At 66.2% G+C, this 23,344-nt stretch carries 18 protein-coding genes and 4 pseudogenes; 4 read left to right on the plus strand and 18 right to left on the minus strand.

The genetic code is table 11. From position 1 onward, the window contains the following. Positions 1-79 precede the first annotated feature (79 nt). The 5 genes from ACAD63_RS20740 to ACAD63_RS20760 form a co-directional block, all read right to left on the minus strand. Positions 80-1,417, minus strand: coding sequence for an ABC transporter substrate-binding protein (locus ACAD63_RS20740; protein ID WP_133093563.1), 1,338 nt, complete (start codon positions 1,415-1,417; stop codon positions 80-82). A 94-nt stretch (positions 1,418-1,511) separates the two neighbouring features. Further along, entirely contained in the window at positions 1,512-2,588 is a 1,077-nt protein-coding gene (locus ACAD63_RS20745; protein WP_133093562.1) for a branched-chain amino acid ABC transporter permease, read from the minus strand. Between the two features lie 24 nt (positions 2,589-2,612). After that, a complete protein-coding gene (locus ACAD63_RS20750) occupies positions 2,613-3,527 on the minus strand; it encodes a branched-chain amino acid ABC transporter permease (RefSeq protein WP_133093561.1) in 915 nt (304 codons plus the stop codon). A 13-nt stretch (positions 3,528-3,540) separates the two neighbouring features. Then, positions 3,541-4,503: an ABC transporter ATP-binding protein gene (locus ACAD63_RS20755; RefSeq protein ID WP_133093560.1), complete on the minus strand. Its 963-nt coding sequence runs from the start codon at positions 4,501-4,503 to the stop codon at positions 3,541-3,543. A gap of 23 nt (positions 4,504-4,526) precedes the next feature. Then, positions 4,527-6,485: an AMP-dependent synthetase/ligase gene (locus tag ACAD63_RS20760; protein ID WP_135704296.1), complete on the minus strand. Its 1,959-nt coding sequence runs from the start codon at positions 6,483-6,485 to the stop codon at positions 4,527-4,529. A 279-nt stretch (positions 6,486-6,764) separates the two neighbouring features. Here ACAD63_RS20760 and ACAD63_RS20765 point away from each other — a divergent pair, with 279 nt between their 5' ends. Then, a complete protein-coding gene (locus ACAD63_RS20765) occupies positions 6,765-7,433 on the plus strand; it encodes a Crp/Fnr family transcriptional regulator (protein ID WP_133093558.1) in 669 nt (222 codons plus the stop codon). A gap of 2 nt (positions 7,434-7,435) precedes the next feature. Further along, positions 7,436-7,858: a DUF3293 domain-containing protein gene (locus ACAD63_RS20770; protein WP_135704294.1), complete on the plus strand. Its 423-nt coding sequence runs from the start codon at positions 7,436-7,438 to the stop codon at positions 7,856-7,858. A 27-nt stretch (positions 7,859-7,885) separates the two neighbouring features. Here the strand turns inward: ACAD63_RS20770 and ACAD63_RS20775 are convergent, their stop codons facing one another. From ACAD63_RS20775 to ACAD63_RS20795, 5 genes are all read right to left on the minus strand, one after another. Continuing rightward, complete coding sequence (locus ACAD63_RS20775) at positions 7,886-8,215, minus strand: hypothetical protein (protein WP_434033217.1); 330 nt, start codon at positions 8,213-8,215, stop codon at positions 7,886-7,888. 219 nt (positions 8,216-8,434) lie between these two features. Beyond that, positions 8,435-9,334 (minus strand): 3-hydroxybutyryl-CoA dehydrogenase, encoded by a 900-nt coding sequence (locus ACAD63_RS20780; RefSeq protein WP_434034030.1) that lies wholly within the window; start codon positions 9,332-9,334, stop codon positions 8,435-8,437. Then, positions 9,331-9,768 (minus strand): HIT family protein, encoded by a 438-nt coding sequence (locus ACAD63_RS20785; RefSeq protein ID WP_434034031.1) that lies wholly within the window; start codon positions 9,766-9,768, stop codon positions 9,331-9,333. Before ACAD63_RS20785 ends, ACAD63_RS20780 begins: the two co-directional genes overlap by 4 nt. 154 nt (positions 9,769-9,922) lie before the next feature. Continuing rightward, entirely contained in the window at positions 9,923-13,213 is a 3,291-nt protein-coding gene (gene icmF, locus ACAD63_RS20790) for a fused isobutyryl-CoA mutase/GTPase IcmF (protein WP_434033218.1), read from the minus strand. A 267-nt stretch (positions 13,214-13,480) separates the two neighbouring features. Further along, positions 13,481-13,828, minus strand: a complete 348-nt coding sequence (locus ACAD63_RS20795; protein WP_133093552.1) for a DUF2917 domain-containing protein — start codon at positions 13,826-13,828, stop codon at positions 13,481-13,483. Positions 13,829-14,002: 174 nt separating this feature from the next. Here ACAD63_RS20795 and ACAD63_RS20800 point away from each other — a divergent pair, with 174 nt between their 5' ends. Then, entirely contained in the window at positions 14,003-15,412 is a 1,410-nt protein-coding gene (locus ACAD63_RS20800; protein ID WP_135704285.1) for a PLP-dependent aminotransferase family protein, read from the plus strand. A 3-nt stretch (positions 15,413-15,415) separates the two neighbouring features. Here ACAD63_RS20800 and ACAD63_RS20805 read toward each other — a convergent pair whose 3' ends face one another. From ACAD63_RS20805 to ACAD63_RS20815, 3 genes are all read right to left on the minus strand, one after another. Then, positions 15,416-16,813 (minus strand): amino acid permease, encoded by a 1,398-nt coding sequence (locus ACAD63_RS20805; RefSeq protein ID WP_135704283.1) that lies wholly within the window; start codon positions 16,811-16,813, stop codon positions 15,416-15,418. A 203-nt stretch (positions 16,814-17,016) separates the two neighbouring features. Next, positions 17,017-17,217 (minus strand): hypothetical protein, encoded by a 201-nt coding sequence (locus tag ACAD63_RS20810; RefSeq protein ID WP_133093549.1) that lies wholly within the window; start codon positions 17,215-17,217, stop codon positions 17,017-17,019. 9 nt (positions 17,218-17,226) lie between these two features. Next, positions 17,227-18,462 (minus strand): MFS transporter, encoded by a 1,236-nt coding sequence (locus ACAD63_RS20815; protein WP_434033219.1) that lies wholly within the window; start codon positions 18,460-18,462, stop codon positions 17,227-17,229. Between the two features lie 165 nt (positions 18,463-18,627). Between ACAD63_RS20815 and ACAD63_RS20820 the strand changes: the two genes are divergently transcribed. Further along, complete coding sequence (locus ACAD63_RS20820; protein ID WP_434033220.1) at positions 18,628-19,602, plus strand: GlxA family transcriptional regulator; 975 nt, start codon at positions 18,628-18,630, stop codon at positions 19,600-19,602. A gap of 83 nt (positions 19,603-19,685) precedes the next feature. On the opposite strand, the pseudogene ACAD63_RS20825 reads toward ACAD63_RS20820, so the two are convergent. The 5 genes and pseudogenes from ACAD63_RS20825 to ACAD63_RS20845 form a co-directional block, all read right to left on the minus strand. After that, positions 19,686-20,291 (minus strand): annotated as a pseudogene (locus ACAD63_RS20825) (aldehyde dehydrogenase family protein); the annotation flags it as partial. Continuing rightward, positions 20,291-20,410 (minus strand): annotated as a pseudogene (locus tag ACAD63_RS20830) (acetyl-CoA C-acyltransferase); the annotation flags it as partial. The pseudogenes ACAD63_RS20830 and ACAD63_RS20825, both read right to left, overlap by 1 nt. Before the next feature lie 35 nt (positions 20,411-20,445). Then, positions 20,446-20,601: pseudogene (locus ACAD63_RS20835) on the minus strand (3-hydroxyacyl-CoA dehydrogenase family protein); the annotation flags it as partial. After that, a pseudogene (locus tag ACAD63_RS20840) lies at positions 20,601-21,667 on the minus strand (aldehyde dehydrogenase family protein); the annotation flags it as partial. The pseudogenes ACAD63_RS20840 and ACAD63_RS20835, both read right to left, overlap by 1 nt. Positions 21,668-21,775: 108 nt before the next feature. Then, positions 21,776-23,107 (minus strand): aspartate aminotransferase family protein, encoded by a 1,332-nt coding sequence (locus ACAD63_RS20845; protein ID WP_133098197.1) that lies wholly within the window; start codon positions 23,105-23,107, stop codon positions 21,776-21,778. Positions 23,108-23,344 lie beyond the last annotated feature (237 nt).

Here is a 23,344-nt window from a genome sequence, read left to right on the forward strand (position 1 = left end):
CTCCGGATTTCACATCCGTGTCGGCTTACCCCCCTCTCCATTTGGGAGAGGGGAGCAAACCTTCAGGATTCAAAGGGCATCAAGACTTCGAGCACCCCGGCGTAATCCCCTTCTCCTTCGCGTACTGCGCCGCCGTGGCCTTGAACAGCGGGTGGATCAGTCCCTTGTTGCCCTCGATCCAGTCCGACACCACCACCCACTTGCTGCCGTCCCATTGCTGGATCTTTACCTTGCCCGAACCCTCGTGGTTTTCGCAGCTGGTCTTGATCTCGGGCAGCAGGCCGGTGGCACCCAGTTGCTGCAGGCGCGCGTTGGTCAGGTTCAGGTTCTCGAACGCCCAGCGCATCTGCTCGCCTGTCATGGGCTTGCCCTTGCCGAACTTGGCCTGCGCCACGCGCACCGCTTCCACCGTTACCACCGCCGCGGAAACGCCGCGGTTGTACAGCACCGAACCGATCTTGCTCTTGTCCTGCATGTTCCCCTTGCCGGCGCCGTACACGACCTTCTCGATGTCGGAAATCAGCGGCACGCTCTTGCCCGCGACGTTCCAGGTCGCGCTCATGTAGCCCTTGGAGGCATCGCCCGCCGGCACCGTGTCTTCCTCGGAGCCCGCCCACCACGAGCCGATCATCTTCTCGCGCGAGAAGCCCACCTTCTGCGCGGCCTTCAGCGCGGTCTGGTTCATCACGCCCCAGCCCCAGAAGATCACGTAGTCGGGATTCTCCTGGCGGATCTTCAGCCACTGCGCGCCCTGCTCGTTGCCCGGGTGCGCCACCGGGATCTCGACGAGGTTGAACTTGTTGAGCCTGGCCTCGGCCTGCAGCGCCACGATCGGCTCCTTGCCATAGGCCGAGTCGTGGTACAGGTAGACGATCTTCTTGCCGGCCAGCGAGCCGCCGCTCTTGCTCGCCAGGTACTTGACGATGGCCGAGACCTGCATCTGGTACGTGGTCACCAGCGGGAACGCATACGGGAACACCGAGCCATCCACGGCGTCGGTGCGGCCATAGCCCATCATCACCAGCGGCACCTTGTCGGCGGCGGTCTTGTCGACCAGCGCGTAGGAAATGCCGGTGGACATGGCGTGGTACGCGGTGCCCTTGGTGGTCGCGTTCTTGGCCTTCAGGCGTTCATAGCACTCCACGCCCTTGGCGTTGTTGTACTCGGTCTCGCACTCTTCCCAGCTCAGCTTGACGCCGTTGACGCCGCCGTCCTTCAGGTTGACGTAGTTGAGGTAGTCGATGAAGCCGCCATACCACGACTGCCCGTTGGCGCCATATGGCCCCACGCGATAGCTCGGCAGCGCGACGAACTGCTCGTTGCTTTGCGCCAGTGCCGGCACCGCCGGCGCCAGCAGTGCAGCCGCGGCGCTGACCACCAGGGCGGCGCGTTGCACGTTACGGATCAGGTTGGTCATGACAGTCTCCTTCGCCCTCGGTGGGGCGTTTCGTTATGCGTAGGCTTCAGTACTTCACTCAGGACCTGCGTTCAGACAATAAGACCCCGCTCCGTCAGTGCGGGAACGGCCACAGCCTCAGCTTCTCCTTGGCGATCTGCCACAGCCGGGCCAGCCCGTGCGGCTCCACGATCAGGAAGAAGATGATCAGCCCGCCGAATACCATCAGCTGGATGTGCGACACGGTGGCGTTGGTAAAGGGAAGGTGCAGCAGCGACGCCAGCGGCGGCAGCACGTTGTCCAGGAAGATCGGCAGCAGCAGGATGAACGCCGCGCCCAGGAACGAGCCCAGGATGCTGCCCACGCCGCCGATGATGATCATGAACAGCACGCGGAACGACAGGTCCAGCGAGAAGCCGTCCGGCTCGACCGAGCCCAGGTAGCAGAACGCATACAGCGCGCCGGCCACGCCGCAGTAGAACGAGCTGACCGCGAACGCCATCAGCTTGGTGCGCATCAGCGGGATGCCGATCACCTCCGCCGCCACGTCCATGTCGCGCACCGACATCCAGGCGCGGCCCGTCGCCGAGCGCACCAGGTTCTTGGCCACCAGCGCCAGCACGGTGACGATGGCTAGCACGAACAGGTACTTCTTCACCGGCGTATCGATGGCGATGCCGAATAGGTCCAGCCGCTGCGCCGTAATCACGCCCGACGAGCTGTTGTTGGAGAACCAGGGGAACTTGGTCAGCGCCCACACCACGAAGAACTGCGCCGCCAGCGTCGCCACCGCCAGGTAGAACCCCTTGATGCGCAGCGACGGCAGGCCGAACGCCACGCCCACCAGCGCCGCCGACAGCCCGGCCAGCAGGAACGACAGCAGCACCGGAATGCCTTCGATGCGCAACTGGAAGTTGTAGGCCGCGTAGGCCCCCACCGCCATGAAGGCCGCGGTGCCGAGCGACAGCTGCCCGGCATAGCCGGTCAGGATATTGAGCCCCAGCGCCGCCAGCGAAAAGATCAGGAACGGGATCAGGATGGCCGAGAACCAGTATTCCGATCCGACGAACGGGATCGCCACGAAGGCCACGGCCATCAGCACGGCAAAGCCGATGCGGTCCTGGCGGATCGGGAAGATCTGGCTGTCGGCAACGTAGCTGGTCTTGAACTGGCCGGCTTCACGATAAAACATGGCAAGTCTCCTGTGCGAAGTCGGTCAGACGCGGTCGATATGTTTCTCGCCGAACAGCCCTTCGGGCCGCACCAGCAGGAACAACAAGGCAAAGACATACGGGAACCACCCTTCGATGCCGCCGAAATTGCCGCCGAACACCGACTGGAACACCGGCGGGATGTAGATCTCGGCCAGCTTCTCCGACGCGCCGATGATCAGCCCGCCGACGATGGCACCGGGCACCGAGGTGAAGCCACCCAGGATCAGCACCGGCAGCGCCTTCAGCGCGGTCAGCGTCAGCGCGAACTGCACGCCATTGCGCGAGCCCCACAGCATGCCCGCCACCAGCGCGACGAAGCCGGCCACGCCCCACACGATCGCCCAGATGTTCTGCAGCGGGATGCCCAGCGACAGCGCGGCCTGGTGGTCGTCCGCCACCGCGCGCAGCGCGCGGCCGACCTTGGTGTACTGGAAGAACAGCGCCAGCGATCCCACCAGCAGGCCGGCAATGGCGGCTGCCGCGAGGTCGAACTTGGAGATGACGATGTTGAAAGTGGTCAGGATCGATTCGATCGGCTCGTCGACGATGCCCAGGTTGATCGGGCGCACTTCATTGCCGAACAGGAGCGGCCCCAGCCCTTCCAGGAAGAACGACAGCCCGATGGTCGCCATGAACAGCGTGATCGGCGGCTGGTTGACCAGCTTGCGCAGCACGAAGCGCTCGGTGCTCATGCCGACCAGGATCATCACGACAAAGGCGCCGATTACCGCCGCCCACATCGGCATGCCCTTGTCCATCAGCCCCACCACCGCTAGCGCGGCAAAGTAGACCATCGCGCCCTGCGCGAAGTTGAACACGCCCGAGGCCTTGTAGATCAGCACGAAGCCGAGCGCCACCAGCGAGTACATCAGGCCGGACAGCAGGCCGCCAAGCAGGATTTCAAAGAAGAACGTCATGGTGGAAAACCCCTCAGTGCGATGTGCCCAGGTACGCCTTGATCACGTCCGGATTGCCCTTGACCTCCTCGGGCGTGCCGTCGCCGATCTTCTTGCCGTAGTCGAGCACCACCACGCGGTCGGAGATATCCATTACCACGCCCATGTCGTGCTCGATCAGCACGATGGTGGTGCCGAACTGCCGGTTCACATCGAGGATGAAGCGGCACATGTCCTGCTTCTCTTCCACGTTCATGCCGGCCATCGGTTCGTCGAGCAGCAGCATCGACGGCTCGGCGGCCAGCGCGCGCGCCAGCTCCACGCGCTTCTGCAGGCCATACGGCAGGCGTCCCACCGGGGTCTTGCGGATCGACTGGATCTCCAGGAAGTCGATCACCTCCTCCACCTTCTGGCGGTGGCGCATCTCTTCATTGCGTGCCGGCCCCCACCACAGCGCATGCGCGAACAGCCCGGTGCGGAACTGCGTGTTGCGCCCGGTCATGATGTTGTCCAGCACCGTCATGCCCTTGAACAGCGCGATGTTCTGGAACGTGCGCGCGATGCCCTGCCGCGCGGCGGCGGTCGGGTGCATCTGCTTGCGCTCCTCGCCGCGGAACACGATGCGCCCCTGCTGCGGGTGGTACACACCGTTGATCACGTTCAGCATCGAACTCTTGCCGGCGCCGTTGGGGCCGATGATGGCGCGGATCTCGTGCTCGCAGACATCGAACGAGATATCGGTCAGCGCCTTCACGCCGCCGAACGACAGCGAGATATGCTGCAGGTCCAGGATCACCTCGCCGCCGGTGCGGGCGTGCTCGCCGGTGCGCTGCGCGTGCTGCGTGCCGGGTTGCGCGCCGCTGTCGTCCGCCAGTCCCGCCGGGGACAGCGGGCCCGCGGGCGCCATCGCGCCGCTGCCGCCGGCCGCACTTGCGTCGGTACGTGCGGTGCCGGTCCATTCCGGCTTGCCGCCGCCTTGCCAGGCCACTTGCGTCATGTTGATGCCTCCGCCCTATGCTCTTATGCCGCGCGCGCCGCCGTGGGCAGCCGCTTCGCATCGACCAGCTTCAGCGTGGCCGACACGCTGCCCTCGCGCCCGTCTTCGAACTTGACGCGCGTCTCGATGAACTGCTCGGACTTGCCCGCATAGAGCGCATCCACCAGCACGCCGTATTTCTCGGCGATGTAGCCGCGGCGCACCTTGCGCGTGCGCGTCAGCTCGTCGTCGTCGGGGTCCAGTTCCTTGTGCAGGATCAGGAAGCGCGCGACCTGCGAGCCGGCCAGCATGGGATCGTTGGCAAGGTCGGCATTCACCTGGTTCACGCATTCGCCGATCATCTCGATCACGTCCGGCTGCGCGGCCAGGTCGACATAGCCCGCATACGGCAGGTGGCGGCGCTCGGCCCAGTTGCCCACTGCCTCGAAATCGATGTTGATGAAGGCGCAGACCTGGTCGCGGCCATTGCCGAAGGCCACGGCTTCCTTGATGTACGGGAAGAACTTGAGCTTGTTCTCGATGTACTTGGGCGCGAACATCGCGCCGTCGGCCAGCTTGCCCACGTCCTTGGCGCGGTCGATGATCTTCAGGTGGCCGTCGGCGTCGATCACGCCGGCATCGCCGGTCATGAAGTAGCCCTCGTCGTTGATGGCCTCGCGCGTGGCGTCGTCGCGCTTGTAGTAGGACTTGAGCAGGCCCACGCCGCGCACCAGCACCTCGCCGTTATCGGCGATGCGGATCTCCATGCCCGGCGCGGCCGGCCCCACGGAATCGAACTTGACCTGCCCGTCGGGCTGCAGGCAGACGTAGGCGCAGGTTTCGGTCTGGCCGTAGAACTGCTTCAGGTTCACGCCGATGGAGCGGTAGAAGCGGAACAGGTCCGGCCCGATGGCCTCGCCGGCGGTATAGCCCACACGGATGCGGCTCATGCCGAGCACGTTGCGCAGCGGACCGTAGACCAGCGCTTCGCCCAGCGCATAGCGCGCGCGCTCCATGACGGACACCGGGCGCCCGTCGAGGATATCGGCGCCGCAGCGGCGCGCCACGTCCATGGCCCAGTGGAACAGCTTGCGCTTGATCCAGCCCGCATCTTCCATGCGGATCATCACCTGCGTCAGCAGGCCTTCATAGATGCGCGGCGGTGCGAAGTAATAGGTCGGGCCGATCTCGCGCAGGTCGGTCATCACGGTCTCGCGCGATTCCGGGCAATTTACCGTGAAGCCCGCCACCATCGCCTGCGCGTAGGAGAACAGGTTGTCGCCCACCCACGCCATCGGCAGGTACGACAGCACGTCGTCCTTCGCGGTCAGGCCGTCGAACGCGCAGCCGTTGCGCGCCGAGCCGATCAGGCCCGCGTGCGAGTGGCACACGCCCTTGGGCTTGCCGGTGGTGCCGGAGGTGTAGAGGATGATCGCGGTGTCGTCAGGCTGGCCCGCGGCAATCGCTTCGTCATAGAAGCCCGGATGCGCCTGGTCGTATTCGCGGCCCAGCTCCTGCAGCCGCTCGTACGACATCAGCGAGGGATGCTCGTAGTCGCGCAGGCCGCGCGGGTCTTCGTAAATGACATGGCGCACGGTGCGGCCGGACTCGGCCAGCTGCGCCTCGACCTCCAGCAGCTTGTCGACCTGCTCCTGGTCCTCGACGATGGCGAAATCGATCTCCGCATCGTTGAGCACGTACACCATCTCATTGGCGATGGCGTCCTGGTACAGCGGCACCGGCACGCCGCCCAGCGCCTGCGCCGCGGTCATGGCCCAGTACAGGCGGGGGCGGTTGTCGCCCACCACCGCCAGGTTCATGCCGCGCCTGAATCCGAGCGCGGCCAGACCACATGCCAGCGCCCTCACCTGCTGTGCCGCCTGGGCCCAGCTGTATGTCTGCCAGATGCCGAGATCCTTCTCGCGATAGGCCGGATGCTCCGGCCGCTGCTGGGCGTGTGCCAGCAGCCATCGCGGGAAGGTCGTCGCCGACGATTCCTGCATCGCTGTCTCCTGTCCCTCCGGCGTGGGGGTCCACGCCCGGTGTCAAGCGCCGGTCCGGTCGTTATACTTGGCTTGCTTTGCCCGGCGGCATCTGCCGCATCGCATCAAGCCCGTCTGTGCCTGGTCTGGAGGGGCCGGGGGAAGCGCCTTCTGCCTTCCCGGCGTGCCCTCTCTGGCACCCGCGGTTCCGTTGTGATCGTACGATAGCCCATGCCAACCACCCGGGTTGTCACGCCGGTGACAATTCCGGGTTAATCCCTACCGGAGCTTCTGCAGGCCATGCTGAACGATTTTGTCGACCGCTGCGTGTGGGCAGCAGACCTGAGCCCCGAGCAGCGCGAACGCGTGCGCCGCGCGATGTGCGTGCATGAATACAGCCAGGGCGATTACGTCTGCCACAAGGGCGACAGGGCCGAGCACTGGATGGGCGTGCTGGAGGGCATCGTCAAGATCACCACGGTCTCGCCCTCGGGCAAGTCGGTGACCTTTACCGGCGTGCCCACCGGCGGCTGGTTCGGCGAAGGCGCGGTGCTCAAGTCGGAGATCCGCAAGTACGACGTGATGGCGCTGCGCCGCTCGACCATCGCCTTCCTGCCGCTCGAGACTTTTCAGTGGCTGCTGGACACCAGCCTGCCGTTCACGCGCTTCCTGTTGACGCAGCTCAACGAGCGCCTGGGCCAGTTCATCGCCGCGGTGGAATACGAACGCTCGCTCGATATCGATTCACGCGTGGCGCGCGCGGTGTCGTCGCTGTTCAACGAGCACCTGTACCCTGGCATCGGCAAGACGCTGGAAATCTCGCAGGAAGAGATCGGCCTGCTCGCCGGCATCTCGCGCCAGCGCGCCAACCAGGCGCTCAAGGTGCTGGAGCAACAGAAGCTGGTGCGGGTGGACTACGGCGTGATCGAAGTGCTGGACCTGGACGGGTTGCGGCAGTACGGGGAGTAGCAGTGGCCACGGTCATCGACGCGGCCACGCTGCAGGCCTATCGCGAAACGCACTATCGCGTGCTGGGCGGCACGCCGATGACCTTGCGGGTAGACCAGGCCAGTGCGCCGCTGGCAACGCTGCACCAGGCGCTTGGCGTAGCGTGCAGCGGCTTCATTACGGCGGCCAACCCCTTCAGCCAGCGTTGCGACGACAACGCCAACGCGGCGCGCCAGCAGGCGCTGGCGCAGGACTTGGCGCAAATGGGATTGCGTGCGATCGAGGCCGCCGGCGAGCATCCCGCCAACGGCTGGCCGGCCGAGCCCAGCTTCCTGGTGCCGGGCCTGTCGCTTGAGGGGGCGCGCTCGCTGGGCGGGAAATACGGGCAGAACGCGGTGGTGTGGAGCGGCGCCGACGCGGTGCCGCGGCTGGTGCTGCTGCGCTGAGCGGCGGCACCTCACCCCCGCGGGCGCTCAGTGGCGATGGCCGTGGTGGCCATGACCGTGGCCGTGGCCGTGGCCGTGCCCATGGCGGTGGCCATGACCGTGGCGATGATGGCGGTGCCCATGCCACTCATGTCGCCCATACCAGCGGCGCCCGTCCCAGTAGCGGTCGCCATGCCAGCCGTGATAGCGCGGCGCATAGACCACCGGCGGCGGCGGCGCCACGTAGACCGGCGCAGGAGCAACATAGACCGGCGCGCCGATCTGCACGCCGACATCGACATGGGCCATGGCGGAACGGGCGGCAAGCAGCGACATCGCGCCCGCCAGCAGGGCGGCAACAAGAACCGGAGGCAGCATTGGATGTTTTGTCGTAATTGGAATGGGTGCACTGTACCCGGCATTCCTGTTACTGGATGCGGCGGAGTGTTTCCATTTATAACGAGGTGTAAGCGGGATTTGGCCAAGAGGTGGCCGATCCGGGCATGACAAGGGGCCGCACGCGGCGGCCCCACGGTGGTACGGCCAGCGTCACGCCAATACGGCGCAACGCGTCAGGTGCAGTAAATGCCGCCTGAATTACTTGCTGTAGACGTAGACACCGCGGCCGGTCTTGCGGCCCAGGTAGCCGGCGGCCACCATCTCGCGCATCAGCATCGCCGGACGGTACTTCGGATCGGCGAATTCGGTGTACAGCACTTCCATCACGGCCAGCATGGTGTCCAGGCCGATCATGTCGGCCAGCGCCAGCGGGCCGATCGGGTGGTTGCAGCCCAGCTTCATGCCTTCGTCGATCTCTTCGGGCGAGGCCAGGCCTTCGCCCAGCACGCAGAAGGCTTCATTGATCATCGGGCACAGGATGCGGTTGACGACGAAGCCCGGGCTGTTCTTGACCGTGATCGGGTACTTGCCCAGTTCCTTCGCCAGCGCTTCCACGGCGGCGTGGGTGGCGTCGCTGGTCTGCAGGCCGCGGATCAGTTCGACCAGCGCCATCACCGGCACCGGGTTGAAGAAGTGCATGCCGATAAAGCGGTCGGCGCGCGAGGTCACCGCGGCCAGCTTGGTGATCGAGATCGACGAGGTGTTGGACGCGATGATCACGTTCTCGCCGACGATGCCGTCGATCTGCCTGAGGATCTTGACCTTCAGGTCGTAGTTCTCGGTGGCGGCCTCGATCACGATGTCGGTGGCCTTGAGGTCGTCATATGACGTGCTGCCCTGGATGCGCGCCAGCGCGTCGGCCTTTTGCGCCTCGGTCAGCTTTTCCTTCTTGATCAGCCGGTCCAGGCTGCCCGCCACGGTGGCCACGCCCTTCTGCACGGCGGCGTCGCTGATGTCGACCATCACCACCTTCAGGCCGACCACTGCGCAGGCCTGGGCGATGCCATTGCCCATGGTGCCGGCACCGACGATACCTACTGTCCTGATTGCCATCTTCTCTTCCTCTGTTTGCTGGTTGCTTATCGATGTTTGCGTCAGTCGGCCTGCCTGGCCAGCGCGGCGATGATGCGCTCGGCATGCGCCTTGAGCACTTCCGGCTCCTGCATGTCGCGCGCATGGCCGCGCAGCGCCTGGTCGTTGTAGCGCGGCACGATATGGAAATGGATATGCGGCACGGTCTGGCCCGCCGCTGCGCCGTTGAACTGGCCGATCGAGATGCCGTCGGGGCTGAAGGCCGCGCGCACCGCGCGCGCCACGCGCTGCGTGGCCACGATGGCCGCCTGCGCGGCCTGCTCGGACAGGTCGAAGAGATTGACCGCCGCCTCCTTGGGCACCACCAGCGTATGGCCGTCGGCCTGCGGCATGATGTCCATGAAAGCGATGGTGTTGTCGTCCTCGTACACCTTGATGCATGGCATCTCGCCGCGCAGGATCTTGGCAAAGATATTGTTCGGGTTGTACTGGCTGTCCATGGTCTCGTATTGCGGTTGTCTCGGGATGGTTGCCGCCGGCGCCATGTTGCGGTTAGCTGCGGCGCAGCATTCGAGTGTAACGCAGGGCGGCCCTGCACTGCGGCCGCCCTGCGCGATTACCGGTCACTGAGCCGGGTACTACGTGAATCCGGGTCTACATATTGCGCCGGTATTGCCCGCCGACCTCAAACAGCGCGTGCGTGATCTGCCCCAGCGAGCAGACCCGCACCGCGTCCATCAGCACCGCAAACACGTTCTGGTTGTCGATCACCGCCTGGCGCAGCCGCTGCAGCATCGCCGGCGCCTCGCCGGCATGGCTCTGCTGGAACGCGTGCAGGCGGTCCAGCTGGCTCTGCTTCTCGGCCTCGCTGGAGCGCGCCAGCTCCAGCTTCTGCGGGACCGGGTCGCCATCCGGATTGCGGAAGGTATTCACGCCGATGAGCGGCAGCGTGCCGTCGTGCTTAAGCTGCTCGTAGTAGAGCGATTCTTCCTGGATCTTGCCGCGCTGGTAGCCGGTCTCCATCGCGCCCAGCACGCCGCCGCGCTCGGCGATGCGCTCGAATTCCTGCAGCACCGCTTCTTCCACCAGGTCGGTCAGTTCCTCGATCAGGAAGCTGCCCTGGTTGGGGTTCTCGCACTTGGCCACGCCCCACTCGCGATTGATGATCAGCTGGATCGCCAGCGCGCGGCGCACCGATTCGCCGGTCGGCGTGGTGATGGCCTCGTCGTAGGCGTTGGTGTGCAGCGAATTGCAGTTGTCGTAGATCGCGATCAGCGCCTGCAGCGTGGTGCGGATATCGTTGAAATCGATCTCCTGCGCGTGCAGCGAGCGGCCCGAGGTCTGGATGTGGTACTTGAGCTTCTGGCTGCGTTCGTTGGCGCCGTACTTGTCGCGCATGGTCACCGCCCAGATGCGGCGCGCGACGCGCCCCAGCACGCTGTATTCCGGGTCCATGCCGTTGGAGAAGAAGAACGACAGGTTGGGCGCGAAGTCGTCGATGTGCATGCCGCGCGCCAGGTAGGCTTCCACGTAGGTGAAGCCGTTGGCGAGCGTGAAGGCGAGCTGCGAGATCGGGTTCGCGCCGGCCTCGGCGATGTGGTAGCCGGAGATCGACACCGAGTAGAAGTTGCGCACCTGGTGGTGCACGAAGTACTCCTGGATATCGCCCATCACCTTGAGCGAGAACTCGGTGGAGAAGATGCAGGTGTTCTGGCCCTGGTCTTCCTTGAGGATGTCGGCCTGCACCGTGCCGCGCACGTTCTGCAGCACCCAGGCGCGGATCTTGGCCTCTTCGTCGGCGGTCGGCTCGCGCTGGTTGTCGGCGCGGAACTTGTCGAGCTGCTGGTCGATGGCGGTGTTCATGAACATCGCCAGGATGGTCGGCGCGGGGCCGTTGATGGTCATCGACACCGACGTCGACGGACTGGTCAGGTCGAAGCCGTCGTACAGCACCTTCAGGTCGTCGAGCGTGGCGATCGACACGCCCGAGTTGCCGACCTTGCCGTAGATGTCCGGGCGCACGTGCGGGTCTTCGCCATACAGCGTGACCGAGTCGAACGCGGTCGACAGGCGCTTGGCCTCCATGCCCTCGGACACCAGCTTGAAGCGCCGGTTGGTGCGGAAGGCATCGCCCTCGCCGGCGAACATGCGCGTCGGGTCTTCGTTCTCGCGCTTGAAGGCGAACACGCCGGCGGTGTAAGGGAAGCTGCCGGGCACGTTCTCGCGCATCAGCCACTTCAGCACCTCGCCTTCGTCCTCGAAGCGCGGCAGCACCACCTTACGCACCTTGGTGCCTGACAGCGTCGTCGTGACCAGGCCGGTGCGGATTTCCCTGTCGCGGATCTTCACCACGTATTCGTCGCCGCTGTAGGCCTCGCGCATCTGCGGCCACATCGCCAGCAGCTTGCGCTCGACCTGGCCTAGCGCGCTGTCGCGTTGGGCGGCGAGTGCATCGAGTGCAGCGCCATCGCCCTGCGCGGCCTGCAGCATGCGGCTGGATTCGCGCAACTGCTGGCGCTCGCGCGCGATGCGGCTTTGCTCTGCCACGCGGCGGTGGTAGGCGCGCAAGGTATCTGCCAGCTCGGCGAGATAGCGGCTGCGTGCCGGCGGCACGATCACGTTCTGGCCAGTGGAGATGCGCCCCCACAGCTCGGGCAGGGAACCGGGCCGCAACTTCAGGCCGCGCTCGGCCAGTGCCGCGCGCAATCCCTGGTACAGCATGGTCACGCCATCGTCATTGAAGCGCGATGCCTGCGTGCCGTAGACCGGCATGTCCTCGGCCTTGCCATGCCATTGCTCGCGGTTGCGCTGCACCTGCTTGGCCACGTCGCGCCACGCATCCTGCGCGCCCTTGCGGTCGAACTTGTTGATGGCGACGAAGTCGGCAAAGTCCAGCATGTCGATCTTCTCGAGCTGGCTGGCAGCGCCGAACTCGGGCGTCATCACGTACAGCGACAGGTCCACGTGCGGCACGATCGCGGCGTCGCCCTGCCCGATGCCCGAGGTCTCAACGATCACCAGGTCGAAGCCCGCCACCTTGCATGCGGCGATGACGTCCGGCAATGCCTGCGAGATCTCCGAGCCCGCCTCGCGCGTGGCCAGCGAGCGCATGAAGATGTTCGGATGGTTGATCGCATTCATGCGGATCCGGTCGCCCAGCAGCGCGCCGCCGGACTTGCGGCGCGACGGGTCGATCGAGATCACGGCGATCGACAACGCATCCTGCTGGTCGAGGCGGAAGCGGCGGATCAGTTCGTCGGTCAGCGACGACTTGCCGGCGCCGCCAGTGCCGGTGATACCGAGGACGGGAATCGAAGCCTGCTTCGCCTGCGCGTGCATCGCCTGCACCAGCGCGGCATCGGCCTTGCCGTTTTCCAGCGCGGTAATCAGCTGCGCCAGCGCGCGGCGGTCGCCGCCTGCAACCGGATCGAGCGAAGTGGGCGCGTAGCGCGACAGGTCGATGTCGCAGCGCTGCACCATGTCGGCAATCATGCCGGCCAGGCCCATGCGTTGCCCGTCTTCCGGGCTGTAGATGCGCGCCACGCCGTAGGCCTGCAGTTCGCGGATCTCGTCCGGCACGATCACGCCGCCACCGCCGCCGAAAACCTGCACATGCGCGCCGCCCTTTTCGCGCAGCAGGTCGACCATGTACTGGAAGTACTCGACGTGGCCGCCCTGGTAGCTGGAAATGGCAATGCCCTGCGCGTCTTCCTGCAAGGCCGCCGTGACCACCTCCTCGACCGAGCGGTTGTGGCCCAGGTGGATCACCTCGCAGCCGTGCGACTGCAGGATGCGGCGCATGATGTTGATCGAGGCGTCATGGCCGTCGAACAGCGACGCCGCCGTGACAAAGCGCACCTTGTTGGCCGGACCGCGGCCCTGCTCCGCCGGCTTGGGCTGCGGCGCACCGCGGCGCACATCATGCACATCGGAAAGGTCGGTCATTGTCTCCACCGTCTCTGGGTGTTGGCTGCCACCGCGAGGTCCGCCCGGGGTGCTGGTCTGCGCCGGCTTGGCGGGAAGTGCGCGGGCTGGCCCCGGGGTTGGGGCTGGTCGATTATATGACGTTGACGTAAACGTCAATCAATGAGGCGGAACCCCAACGGCGCGGGCAGCGGTGCTTATAGAGTAGGTGGCCGCGGCGCAGAGCAGGCAAACAAAAGGCCACCTCGCGGTGGCCCTCCCTGGGTACTTCGCCAGCAATGCAAGAGATCACCGGCACAACGCCCATATCCGGGGGCATTCCCCGAACGCATCCGTGCTGTGCTCCTCGACCCGATGGCGCAGCGCGTGCAGCCACGCCGCCATCCGCCGCATCGACCACGGTGCCGGCGTCTGGGCCAGCGTGAAGCGTGCTTCCGGGCCATCGCCCGACAGCCATACGCGATAGCCTTCCGGCAGCGCCAGTTCCTGGCCGGGCTCGAGCCAGATATCGTTGGGATTGCCTTCCACCGTCACCCACAGCTTGCCCGCCGCCGCGCAGACGGTCTGCCCGTAACCGGCGCGCCAGCTCACTGGCTGTCCGGGCTCGTCCAGTTCGAAAGTCCGTAGTTCGCGCATGATGCTCTCCTGATCAGCCTGGCGGAACCGATATCTCCGCCACGCTTCCATTATTCGCATCCCTCACTACAATCCCATGTACAGTTGTGAACAGTTTTCGATGAACTGTTCAGTAGTTTTCCCTGACAGTTGCACTGACAGTTGCATATCCCGGTTTCCCCCGGCTGCCTGCCTATGAAACTCATATTAGATGCTTCCACCGGGATTCCACTGACCGATCAGATCGTCAATGGCGTGAAGTCGTGGATCGGCAACCGCGAGGCCCGGCCGGGGGCAAAACTGCCCTCGATCCGCCAGCTGGCGGCGGAAAACGGCATCAGCCGCTTCCCCGTGATCGAGGCCTATGACCGGCTGGTGTCGCAGGGGCTGCTGGATTCGCGGCAGGGGTCGGGCTTCTACGTGGCGGACAGCCCGCTCGCGGGGCGCTCGGAGCGCGGCTGGTCGGACCCCAGCCTGGCGGAGGATCTTTCCGACCACATCCTGGAGCAGTTCAACCACCCCAGCAGCACGCTGAAGCTGGCCGGCGGCTTCGTGCCCGAGACCTGGCGCGACGTGGAAGGGCTGCAGCAGGCGATCCGCGCGATCTCGCGCACCGAGATCGACAGCGTGATCCACTACGCCACGCCGCTGGGCCATCCCGAACTGCGCAGGCAGGTGCTGCTGCGCGTGCGCCAGCTCGGCATCGCGGCGGAACTGCCGCAGGTGCTGATCACTACCGGCGCCAGCCAGGCGCTGGACCTGGTGGTGCGCCACCTGCTCAAGCCGGGCGATACGGTGTTCGTTGAGGACCCCGGCTACTACAACCTGTTCGGCCTGCTGCGGCTGCATGGCGTGCAGCTGGTGGGCGTGCCGCACACGCCCCACGGCCCGGACCCCGACGCGTGCGAGGCGCTGCTGCGCCAGCACAAGCCCAAGCTGTTCTTCACCAACAGCGTGCTGCAGAACCCCACCGGCTCGACGCTGGCGCCGCCGGTCGCGTTCCGGCTGCTGGAGCTGGCGCGCCGGCACGGCTTCCGCTTTGTCGAGGACGACATCTTCTCGGACTTCCAGACGCACTTCACCGACCGGCTGGCCACGCTGGACCAGCTCGAGCACGTGATCTACATCGGCGGGTTTTCCAAGACGGTGTCGGCGTCGCTGCGGATCGGCTACGTGGTGGCCGACAAGGCGCTGGTCAAGGACCTCGTCGACGTCAAGGTGCTGACCAGCGTCGCCGGCTCGCACTTCGCGGAAGCGGTCACGGCGGCGCTGCTGGAGCGCGGCGGCTATCGCAAATACATCGAGCGGCTGCGCCTGCGCGTGCGCGAGGCGTCGGCCAACGCGGTGCGGCAGCTGACCGGCTGCGGCTGGGAAGTGTTCTGCGAACCGAGCGGCGGCAACTTCCTGTGGGCGCGGCCACCTTTCATCGAGGATTCGCGCGACCTGGTGGCGCTGGGCGAGGAATTCGGCGTGACGCTGGCGCCGGGCAATTATTTCCGGCCCGGCGGCGAGGCCTCGGCCTGGATCCGCATCAACGCCGCCTATGCCAACGAGCCGCGCGCGGTGGCCTTCATGAAGGCCGCGGCGGAGCGCCGCCCGCGCTGACGCCTAGCCGCCGTGGTTATGCAGCACGGCGTTGCGCCGCGCGTAGGCGAAGTAGATCACCAGCCCCAGCGCCAGCCACACCAGGAAGGCAATCCAGGTCAGTGCCTGCAGGTGCGCCATCAGGAACAGGCAGAAGCCGACCGACAGCAGCGGCACCACCGGCACGCCCGGGCAGCGGAACGCGCGCGGCAGGTCGGGACGGGTCTTGCGCAGCACCAGCACCGCCACCGAGATCAGCGTAAAGGCCGCCAGCGTGCCGATATTGATCAGCTCGGCCAGCACGTTCAGCGGCACGAAGCCGGCAATCGCGGCAAAGATCAGGCCCACGGTCCAGGTGGCGAAGTAAGGCGTCGCATGCACGGGATGCACCGACGACAGCCGCTCCGGCAACAGCCCGTCGCGCGACATGGCGAAGATCACGCGGGTCTGGCCGTAGGTCATCACCAGGATCACCGTGGTCATGCCCAGGATCGCGCCCAGGTCGACAAAGCCCGCGACCCAGTTTTGCCCCGCGTATTGCAGCGCCAGCGACACCGGGTGGTCGACGCCGGCAAACTTGGCGAACGGCACGATGCCGGTCATGATCGCCGCCACCACGACATACAGCACCGTGCATACGGCCAGCGAGCCGACGATGCCGATCGGCAGGTCGCGGCGCGGGTTGCGCACTTCTTCGGCCGCAGAAGTCACCGCATCGAAGCCGATAAAGGCGAAGAACACCAGCGCCGCCGCATTGAAGATGCCGCTGAAGCCGAACGGCGCAAACGGCTCCCAGTTGGCCGGCTGCACGTGCCAGACGCCGACCGCGATAAACAGCACCACCACGCCGATCTTCACGGCCACCATCAGGTTGTTCACGCGCGTGGATTCGCGCACGCCGTAAGACACGACCCAGGTGATGGCCAGCATGATCAGGCAGGCCGGGAGGTTGATCAGGGTCTCCACGCCCGGCACCGAGCCCGGCGCGGCGGTCAGCGCCGCCGGCAGCTTCAGCCCGAAGCCCGCCATCAGCGACTGGAAATAGCCCGACCAGCCCACCGATACGGCCGAGGTGGCCAGCCCGTATTCCAGCAGCAGGTCCCACCCGATCATCCACGCGACGATCTCGCCAAGCGTGGCATAGCTGTAGGTATAGATCGATCCCGATACCGGGATGGCCGAGGCAAACTCCGCGTAGCACAACGCGGCAAAGCCGCACGCCAGCGCGGCAATGACGAAGGACACGGTCAGCGCCGGCCCCGCGGTCAGCGCGCCGGTGCCGGTCAGCACGAAAATCCCGGTGCCGATGATGGCGCCGATTCCCATCATCACCAGGTCGACCGGACCCAGCACCTTCCTCAAGCCGTCATCGCGCGCGACGGCCAGCATCGCGTCGATGTCCTTGGTGCGGAACAAACTCATTCAGACTCCTGCAGCAGTGGCCGGCGCGCCTGCTTCTGCATTGGCGGCGGCCCGGAAAAAGCGCGCTAGTTTACGCCTGCCGCACTGCGCGGACGTCACTTTCGGCGCCAGCGCCCCAGCGGGCACGACGTCGGAATGATAGAGAACGCGCGATCGCCCGGTGCTGACCGGCCTCAGCCGGCCTGAGCCGGCCTGAGCCGGCATCAGCCGCCGCACCCGGGCGCGGCAAGAATGCCGTCCACGCGAGCCAGCGCGGCGGAGAGCGGGTCCAGCATCAGCATGGCGGTGCCGGCGAGCGCCAGCACCACGAACAGGAGAATCCGGGCCTGCCGCGTGCACGGCATCGTGCAGGCCGCCGCCAGTGGCGCCAGCGTGGCGGACGCCAGCAGAAGTTTCAGCAACATGATGCCGATTCAACGGCTCGGTGCCACAGCCTGCGCCCGGCCAGTCGCCACCACCGGCAACGCCCCCGCCCGGCGCAGCCCGAACCACGAACATGCCGCCGAACACAGCGTGATCCCGACCAGCGCGACGATGGCGTGCCGGTAGCTGCGCGTGGCATCGAACGACCACGCGCCCAGCTGCACCGTCAGGAAGGCGCCCAACTGGTGGCCCAGGAACAGCAGCCCGAATACCTTGCCCTTGATCCGGCTGCCATAGCGCTCGAAGCAGAACATCGAGGTCAGGATCACCGTGCCCAGGTAGCTTGCGCCAAAGCCCATTGCAAAGGGCAGCACGCCAAGGCCCGGCACCAGCAGCAGCACCATCGACAGCGAGCGCAGTGCATAGAACCCCGCCAGCAGGCGATGCTTGTCCCACCGCAACGCCAGCGCGCCGGAGACAATGCCGCTGGCCAGCTCCAGCACGCCCAGCGTGCTCAGCGCGGTGCCCATCGCCAGCCGTGGCACGCCTTGTCCCTGCCATTGCGCCACCAGGTGCACGTCGATGAAGGCCATGGTCGCTCCACAACCGAAGAAGCCCGCCGCCAGCGCATAGAAGACCGGGTCGCGCCGGACCACCGCCCATGCCGAGACCTCCGCCGCCTGCGGCGCCGGCGCGGCTCGCGGCTCCCGGCGCGAGGCCAGCCACAGCGCGCCAGCCACCGGCAGCGCGAACACCACCCCCGCCGCGCCGAAGGCCGTGGTCCATCCCGCCCGCGGCTGCAGCCAGATCCACAGCGGCGACAGCACGATGAATCCGATCGCGGTACCGTTCGTCACGACCGCATAGGCCAGTCCCTTCCTGCGCTCCTCGAACAGGCGATCGACCAGGATGCCCATCGGCACAAAGGTCATCGCCGCCAGGCCGAACGCGCCCGCCAGCCCGAACGCCAGCACGAAGAATGCGAGCGACTGGTGCCACCACGCCACGCTGCCCAGCGCCAGCCCCGCGGCCAATGCTCCCGTCGCGGCCGTGCGCAGCGGCCCGACCCGATCGCTTAGTGCGCCGACCACCGGCGACATCAGTCCCGTCGCCAGCATGAACACGCTGCCGGACCAGGCGAACTGCGCGCGGCCCTGGCCGAAGTGGGCAGCGAGGTCGACGAAATACACCTGGTACAGGCCCTTCACCGCGGTCGAGACGAACATCGCGGCAAAGCCGATGGCGACCAGCGCGAGGGTGATCGCGGGGATGCGGGTGCGGGTCATGGCGGTTCCTGTGTCGGGCGGGCTTGCCGACATGCTAAGCAACGCCATCCTGCCGCCACGGCAAGGTCGTGGACCAAAAAAGCAAATTTTCAGCCATGGCTGTTGCGGCGCCGCCGGATCGCGCGAGAATGGCGGCATCGGACCGTTCGCCCTTTCCTTGCCGCCATGACCACCGCCTATCTGCTGGTGCTGCCCAATGTCCACATGCTCGACCTCGGCGGCCCGCTCCAGATCTTTTCCAGCGTAGCGGAACTGGGCCTTGCACCGCTGCGGGTGCGCTGCGCGGGACCGCATTCGAGCGTCACGTCGTTCCAGGGACCGGCGTTGGGCCAGGTCGAACGGCTGCCTGCGCGACTGGAACCTGGCGATGTGGTGCTGGCGATCGGCAGCAAACTTCTGGACACACTGACCACTTCCGCGGCGTGGCGTGATACGGCGGCCTGGCTCAGGGAAACGTTTGCCGACGGCAGGAACGCGGGCGTGCAGGTCGCCGCCGTCTGCACCGGCGCTTTCCTGCTGGGCGCCGCGGGCCTGCTCGACGGCCGCCTGTGCACCACCCACCATGGACATACCCGCCGCCTGCGCGCGCGGCATCCAGCCGCGTCGGTCATCGACAACCGGGTCTTCGTTCGCGATGGCAATGTATGGACGTCGGCCGGCGTTGCCTCCGGCATCGATCTCGCGCTGCGGCTGGTCGCCGACGCTTACGGCGATGACGCCGCCATCGCCGTCGCGCGCGACAACGTCGTGCCCTTCCGCCGCTTCAGCGGCGATCCGCAGCTGGCGCCGCAGTTCCGCGCGCGTTCGCATGGCAACGCACTGGTGCATGCGGCGCAGGACGCGATCACGCGCGAGCTCCATGCCAATGTCGCCGACCCGCGCTTCGCCGACCGCTTTGCCATCAGCGTGCGGCACCTGTCCCGCATCTTCCATGAGGAAACCGGCCTGACGCCCAAGCAATACCAGCTCACGCTGCGCATGGCACGCGCGCGCAAGCTGCTTGCGTCATCAAGCCTGGCCGTGGAGGAAATCGCGCTGAAGAGCGGCTTCGCCAGCGTGCAGGCCTTTCGTGCCTGCTGGAACAGGACTGAGTCAGCCACGCCGAGGGCGTACAGACAGGCGCGTGCCGGCACGCAATAGCCGACAGACACAAGCCCCGTACGAAAACCCCGGCTCACTACGATAAGAGTGGCCGCCCGCAGGGCCGTAAGTCAAACCAACCCTTACTTAGCCACCGGCATCGTAAATTCAGCCCCCTTGGCAATGGCATCCGGCCACCGCTGCATCACGCTCTTGTAGCGCGTATAGAACCGCACGCCTTCTTCGCCGTAGGCATGATGGTCGCCGAACAGCGAACGTTTCCATCCACCAAATGAATGCCAGGCCATAGGCACAGGGATGGGAACATTAATCCCGACCATACCAATCTGGATTTGCCGCGCAAACGCCCGTGCAATCCCGCCGTCGCTGGTGTAGCACGACACGCCGTTGCCAAACTCATGCGCATTGATCAACGCCACCGCCTCGGCAAAATCATGCACCCGCACTACCGACAAGACCGGTCCAAAAATCTCTTCCTTGTAGATGGTCATGTCGGGCTTCACATGATCGAACAACGTGCCACCGACGTAGAAGCCGTTTTCATGCCCTTCGACCTTGTGCCCCCGCCCATCGGTCACCAGCGTCGCGCCTTCTTCCACGCCCCTGGCGATATACCCCTCGACCTTGGCCTTGTGCGCCCTGGTCACCAGCGGACCCATTTCGGCGTCTGACTCCATCCCGTTACGGATCTTCAGCGCACGCGCCCGCTCCGCCAGCCGCGGCACCAGGCCAGCGCCTCGCGCACCACCAGCGCGCCCAGTTCGGCCGGCGCCACGTCCTTCAGGCTGCCGCCAAAGGTCCCGATTGCGGTACGGACACCGCTCACCACTACGACTTCACGCGTCATGCTCTAAATCTCCAATAGAAGGGGGCAAGTAACGATTACTTGCTGTAGACGTACACGCCGCGGCCGGTCTTGCGGCCCAGGTAGCCGGCAGCCACCATCTCGCGCATCAGCATTGCCGGACGGTACTTCGGATCGGCGAATTCGGTGTACAGCACTTCCATCACGGCCAGCATGGTGTCCAGGCCGATCATGGACCCATTTCGGCGTCTGACTCCATCCCGTTACGGATCTTCAGCGCACGCGCCCGCTCCGCCAGCCGCGGCACCAGCTTGTCAGCAACGTCCCCCACCGCCACGGCAACGGAGATCGCCATGCAGCGCTCGCCCGCCGAGCCATAAGCCGCACCAATCAGCGCATCGACCGCCTGGTCCAGGTCCGCATCCGGCATCACCACCAGGTGGTTCTTGGCCCCGCCCAGCGCCTGCACCCGCTTGCCATGCCTGGTCCCTTCCGTATAGATGTACTCGGCAATCGGCGTCGAGCCAACGAACGACAACGCCTGCACATCCGGATGCGACAGCAGCGCATCGACTGCTTCCTTGTCCCCCTGCACGACGTTGAACACGCCATCGGGCAAGCCAGCCTGGCGCAACAGATCGGCAATCAGCAAGCTGGGCGAAGGATCGCGCTCCGACGGCTTCAGCACGAACGTATTGCCGCATGCCAGTGCCACCGGGAACATCCACATCGGCACCATCACCGGGAAGTTGAACGGCGTGATCCCCGCCACCACGCCTAGCGGCTGGCGCAGGGGAACATCCACATCGGCACCATCACCGGGAAGTTGAACGGCGTGATCCCCGCCACCACGCCTAGCGGCTGGCGCAGGTTCCAGTTGTCGATGCCGCCACCGATGTTGTCGGTGAAGTCCGTCTTGAGCAGGTTGGGAATGCCGCAGGCAAACTCCACCACCTCGATGCCGCGCGTGACTTCGCCCCTGGCATCGGAGAACACCTTGCCATGCTCGCGCGTGATCAGCGCGGCCAGGTCGTCATGGTGCTGGTCGAGCAGCTCCTTGAACTTGAACAGGATGCGCGCGCGGCGCAGCGGCGGCGTCTCGGCCCATGCCGGAAACGCGGCCTTGGCGGCAGCCACCGCATCGGCAACGTCCTGTGCGGTGCCAAGTGCCACGCGCGCCGCAACTTCGCCGGTGGCGGGATTGAATACGTCAGCCAGGCGCTGGCCGCCGGCGCGGCGCACGGCACCGCCGATGTAATGATGGATTTCGGCCAGTTGCCGGTTTTCTGCGATGCTCACTTGGGATCCTTCGATGGCCACGGCGCGCGCCGTGGCTTGCAATCAGGGAGAGAGAGGGAGAGAGCCGGCCCCGAAGGGCCGGCGGCAATGCGAGGCGGCGTGCGCCGCTTATTTGATGTCCTGCAGCGCTTTCTTCACCGTATCGAACAGTTCGCCGATCTGCGCTTCCGAGATGATCAGCGGCGGCGAGAACGCCAGGATGTCGCCGGTGTAGCGCACCAGCACGCCCAGCTCCAGGCACTTGAGGAAGGCCTCGTAGGCCCGCGCGCCGGGCTGGCCCGGACGCGGCTCCAGCTCGATCCCGGCCACCATGCCGAAGTTGCGGATGTCCTTCACGTGCGGCGCGCCGCGCACGCTGTGCACCGCCGCCTCGAACACCGGCGACAGCTCGGCCGCGCGGCCGAACAGGTTCTCGCGCTGGTACAGGTCGAGCGTGGCCACGGCAGCGGCGGCGGCCAGCGGGTGGCCGGAGTAGGTGTAGCCATGCAGCAGCTCGATCGTGCCCGGCGCGGCAGCATTGACTACGGCATCGTGCACTTCGCGGCGCACCGCCACGGCGCCCATCGGCACCGCCGCGTTGTTGATCGCCTTGGCCATGGTGATCAGGTCCGGCGTCACGTTGAAGCGCTCGGCTGCGGTGGCCGCGCCGAGGCGGCCGAAGGCGGTGATCACTTCATCGAAAATCAGCAGGATGCCGTGCTTGCTGGTGATCTCGCGCAGTTTTTCCAGGTAGCCGAGCGGCGGCACCAGCACGCCGGCGGAGCCGGCCAGCGGCTCGACGATCACGGCGGCGACGTTGGCCGGGTCATGCAGCGCAAGGATGCGCTCCAGCTCGTCGGCGAGATGCGCGCCCCATTGCGGCTGGCCCCTGGAGAAGGCGGCCTCGGCGATGTTGAGCGTAGCCGGCAGGTGATCCGTGCCCGGCATCAGGTTGGCCGAGTAGGCCTTGCGGTTCGGGCCGATGCCGCCCACCGCCATGCCGCCAAAGCCAACGCCGTGGTAGCCGCGCTCGCGGCCGATAAAGCGGGTGCGCTGGCCTTCGCCGCGCGCGCGGTGGTACGCCAGCGCGATCTTCAGCGCGGTGTCGACCGACTCCGAACCCGAGTTGGTGAAGAAGATGCGGTCCAGTCCCTGCGGCATGACCGCGGCCACTTTGGTGGCGGCCTCGAACGACAGCGGGTGGCCCATCTGGAACGGCGGCGCATAGTCCAGCGTTGCCGCCTGGCGCGCGACGGCGTCGGCGATTTCCTTGCGGCAGTGGCCCGCGGCCACGCACCAGAGGCCGGCGCAACCATCCAGGATCTGGCGGCCGTCGTGGGTGGTGTAGTACATGCCGCTTGCCGACGCGAGCAGGCGCGGCGCCGCCTTGTACTGGCGGTTGGCGGTGAAGGGCATCCACAGGGCATCGAGATCGGGAATCACGGTCTTGGCGGCGTCCATACGTCCTCCTCGGGGCAATTGGGCGGGTCGGTTGGCTGGTGCCGTTCCGGCCCGCTGAGAGTGGCGGGCACTGAAGCAGGCACGGAAACGGCGGCAATGACGGCCACTCTACCGGCGGCGTCTGGCCGACAAAATATACAGTACGGACAGCACCGCCTTACCGTACAGTTTGATCACGCCAAACCGTACAGGCAAGCAGCCGCGGCGCCCGCCGCGACCGCCACCGTGCCACGCAGC

Origin of the sequence: Cupriavidus sp. a3, from assembly GCF_051015765.1 — a bacterium.
Taxonomy (GTDB): Bacteria; Pseudomonadota; Gammaproteobacteria; order Burkholderiales; family Burkholderiaceae; genus Cupriavidus; species Cupriavidus oxalaticus_A.

What these genes read in the sequence shown, in the direction of transcription:
- ACAD63_RS20795 (WP_133093552.1), bottom strand. Translation starts at nt 13,828, where the DNA reads ATGCGCGAACTACGGACTTTCGAACTGGACGAGCCCGGACAGCCAGTG.
- ACAD63_RS20750 (WP_133093561.1), bottom strand. Translation starts at nt 3,527, where the DNA reads ATGACGTTCTTCTTTGAAATCCTGCTTGGCGGCCTGCTGTCCGGCCTG.
- ACAD63_RS20845 (WP_133098197.1), bottom strand. Translation starts at nt 23,107, where the DNA reads ATGGACGCCGCCAAGACCGTGATTCCCGATCTCGATGCCCTGTGGATG.
- ACAD63_RS20810 (WP_133093549.1), bottom strand. Translation starts at nt 17,217, where the DNA reads ATGTTGCTGAAACTTCTGCTGGCGTCCGCCACGCTGGCGCCACTGGCG.
- ACAD63_RS20775 (WP_434033217.1), bottom strand. Translation starts at nt 8,215, where the DNA reads ATGCTGCCTCCGGTTCTTGTTGCCGCCCTGCTGGCGGGCGCGATGTCG.
- ACAD63_RS20800 (WP_135704285.1), top strand. Translation starts at nt 14,003, where the DNA reads ATGAAACTCATATTAGATGCTTCCACCGGGATTCCACTGACCGATCAG.
- ACAD63_RS20755 (WP_133093560.1), bottom strand. Translation starts at nt 4,503, where the DNA reads ATGACGCAAGTGGCCTGGCAAGGCGGCGGCAAGCCGGAATGGACCGGC.
- ACAD63_RS20785 (WP_434034031.1), bottom strand. Translation starts at nt 9,768, where the DNA reads ATGGACAGCCAGTACAACCCGAACAATATCTTTGCCAAGATCCTGCGC.
- ACAD63_RS20765 (WP_133093558.1), top strand. Translation starts at nt 6,765, where the DNA reads ATGCTGAACGATTTTGTCGACCGCTGCGTGTGGGCAGCAGACCTGAGC.
- ACAD63_RS20815 (WP_434033219.1), bottom strand. Translation starts at nt 18,462, where the DNA reads ATGACCCGCACCCGCATCCCCGCGATCACCCTCGCGCTGGTCGCCATC.
- ACAD63_RS20820 (WP_434033220.1), top strand. Translation starts at nt 18,628, where the DNA reads ATGACCACCGCCTATCTGCTGGTGCTGCCCAATGTCCACATGCTCGAC.
- ACAD63_RS20760 (WP_135704296.1), bottom strand. Translation starts at nt 6,485, where the DNA reads ATGCAGGAATCGTCGGCGACGACCTTCCCGCGATGGCTGCTGGCACAC.
- ACAD63_RS20745 (WP_133093562.1), bottom strand. Translation starts at nt 2,588, where the DNA reads ATGTTTTATCGTGAAGCCGGCCAGTTCAAGACCAGCTACGTTGCCGAC.
- ACAD63_RS20805 (WP_135704283.1), bottom strand. Translation starts at nt 16,813, where the DNA reads ATGAGTTTGTTCCGCACCAAGGACATCGACGCGATGCTGGCCGTCGCG.
- ACAD63_RS20740 (WP_133093563.1), bottom strand. Translation starts at nt 1,417, where the DNA reads ATGACCAACCTGATCCGTAACGTGCAACGCGCCGCCCTGGTGGTCAGC.
- icmF (WP_434033218.1), bottom strand. Translation starts at nt 13,213, where the DNA reads ATGACCGACCTTTCCGATGTGCATGATGTGCGCCGCGGTGCGCCGCAG.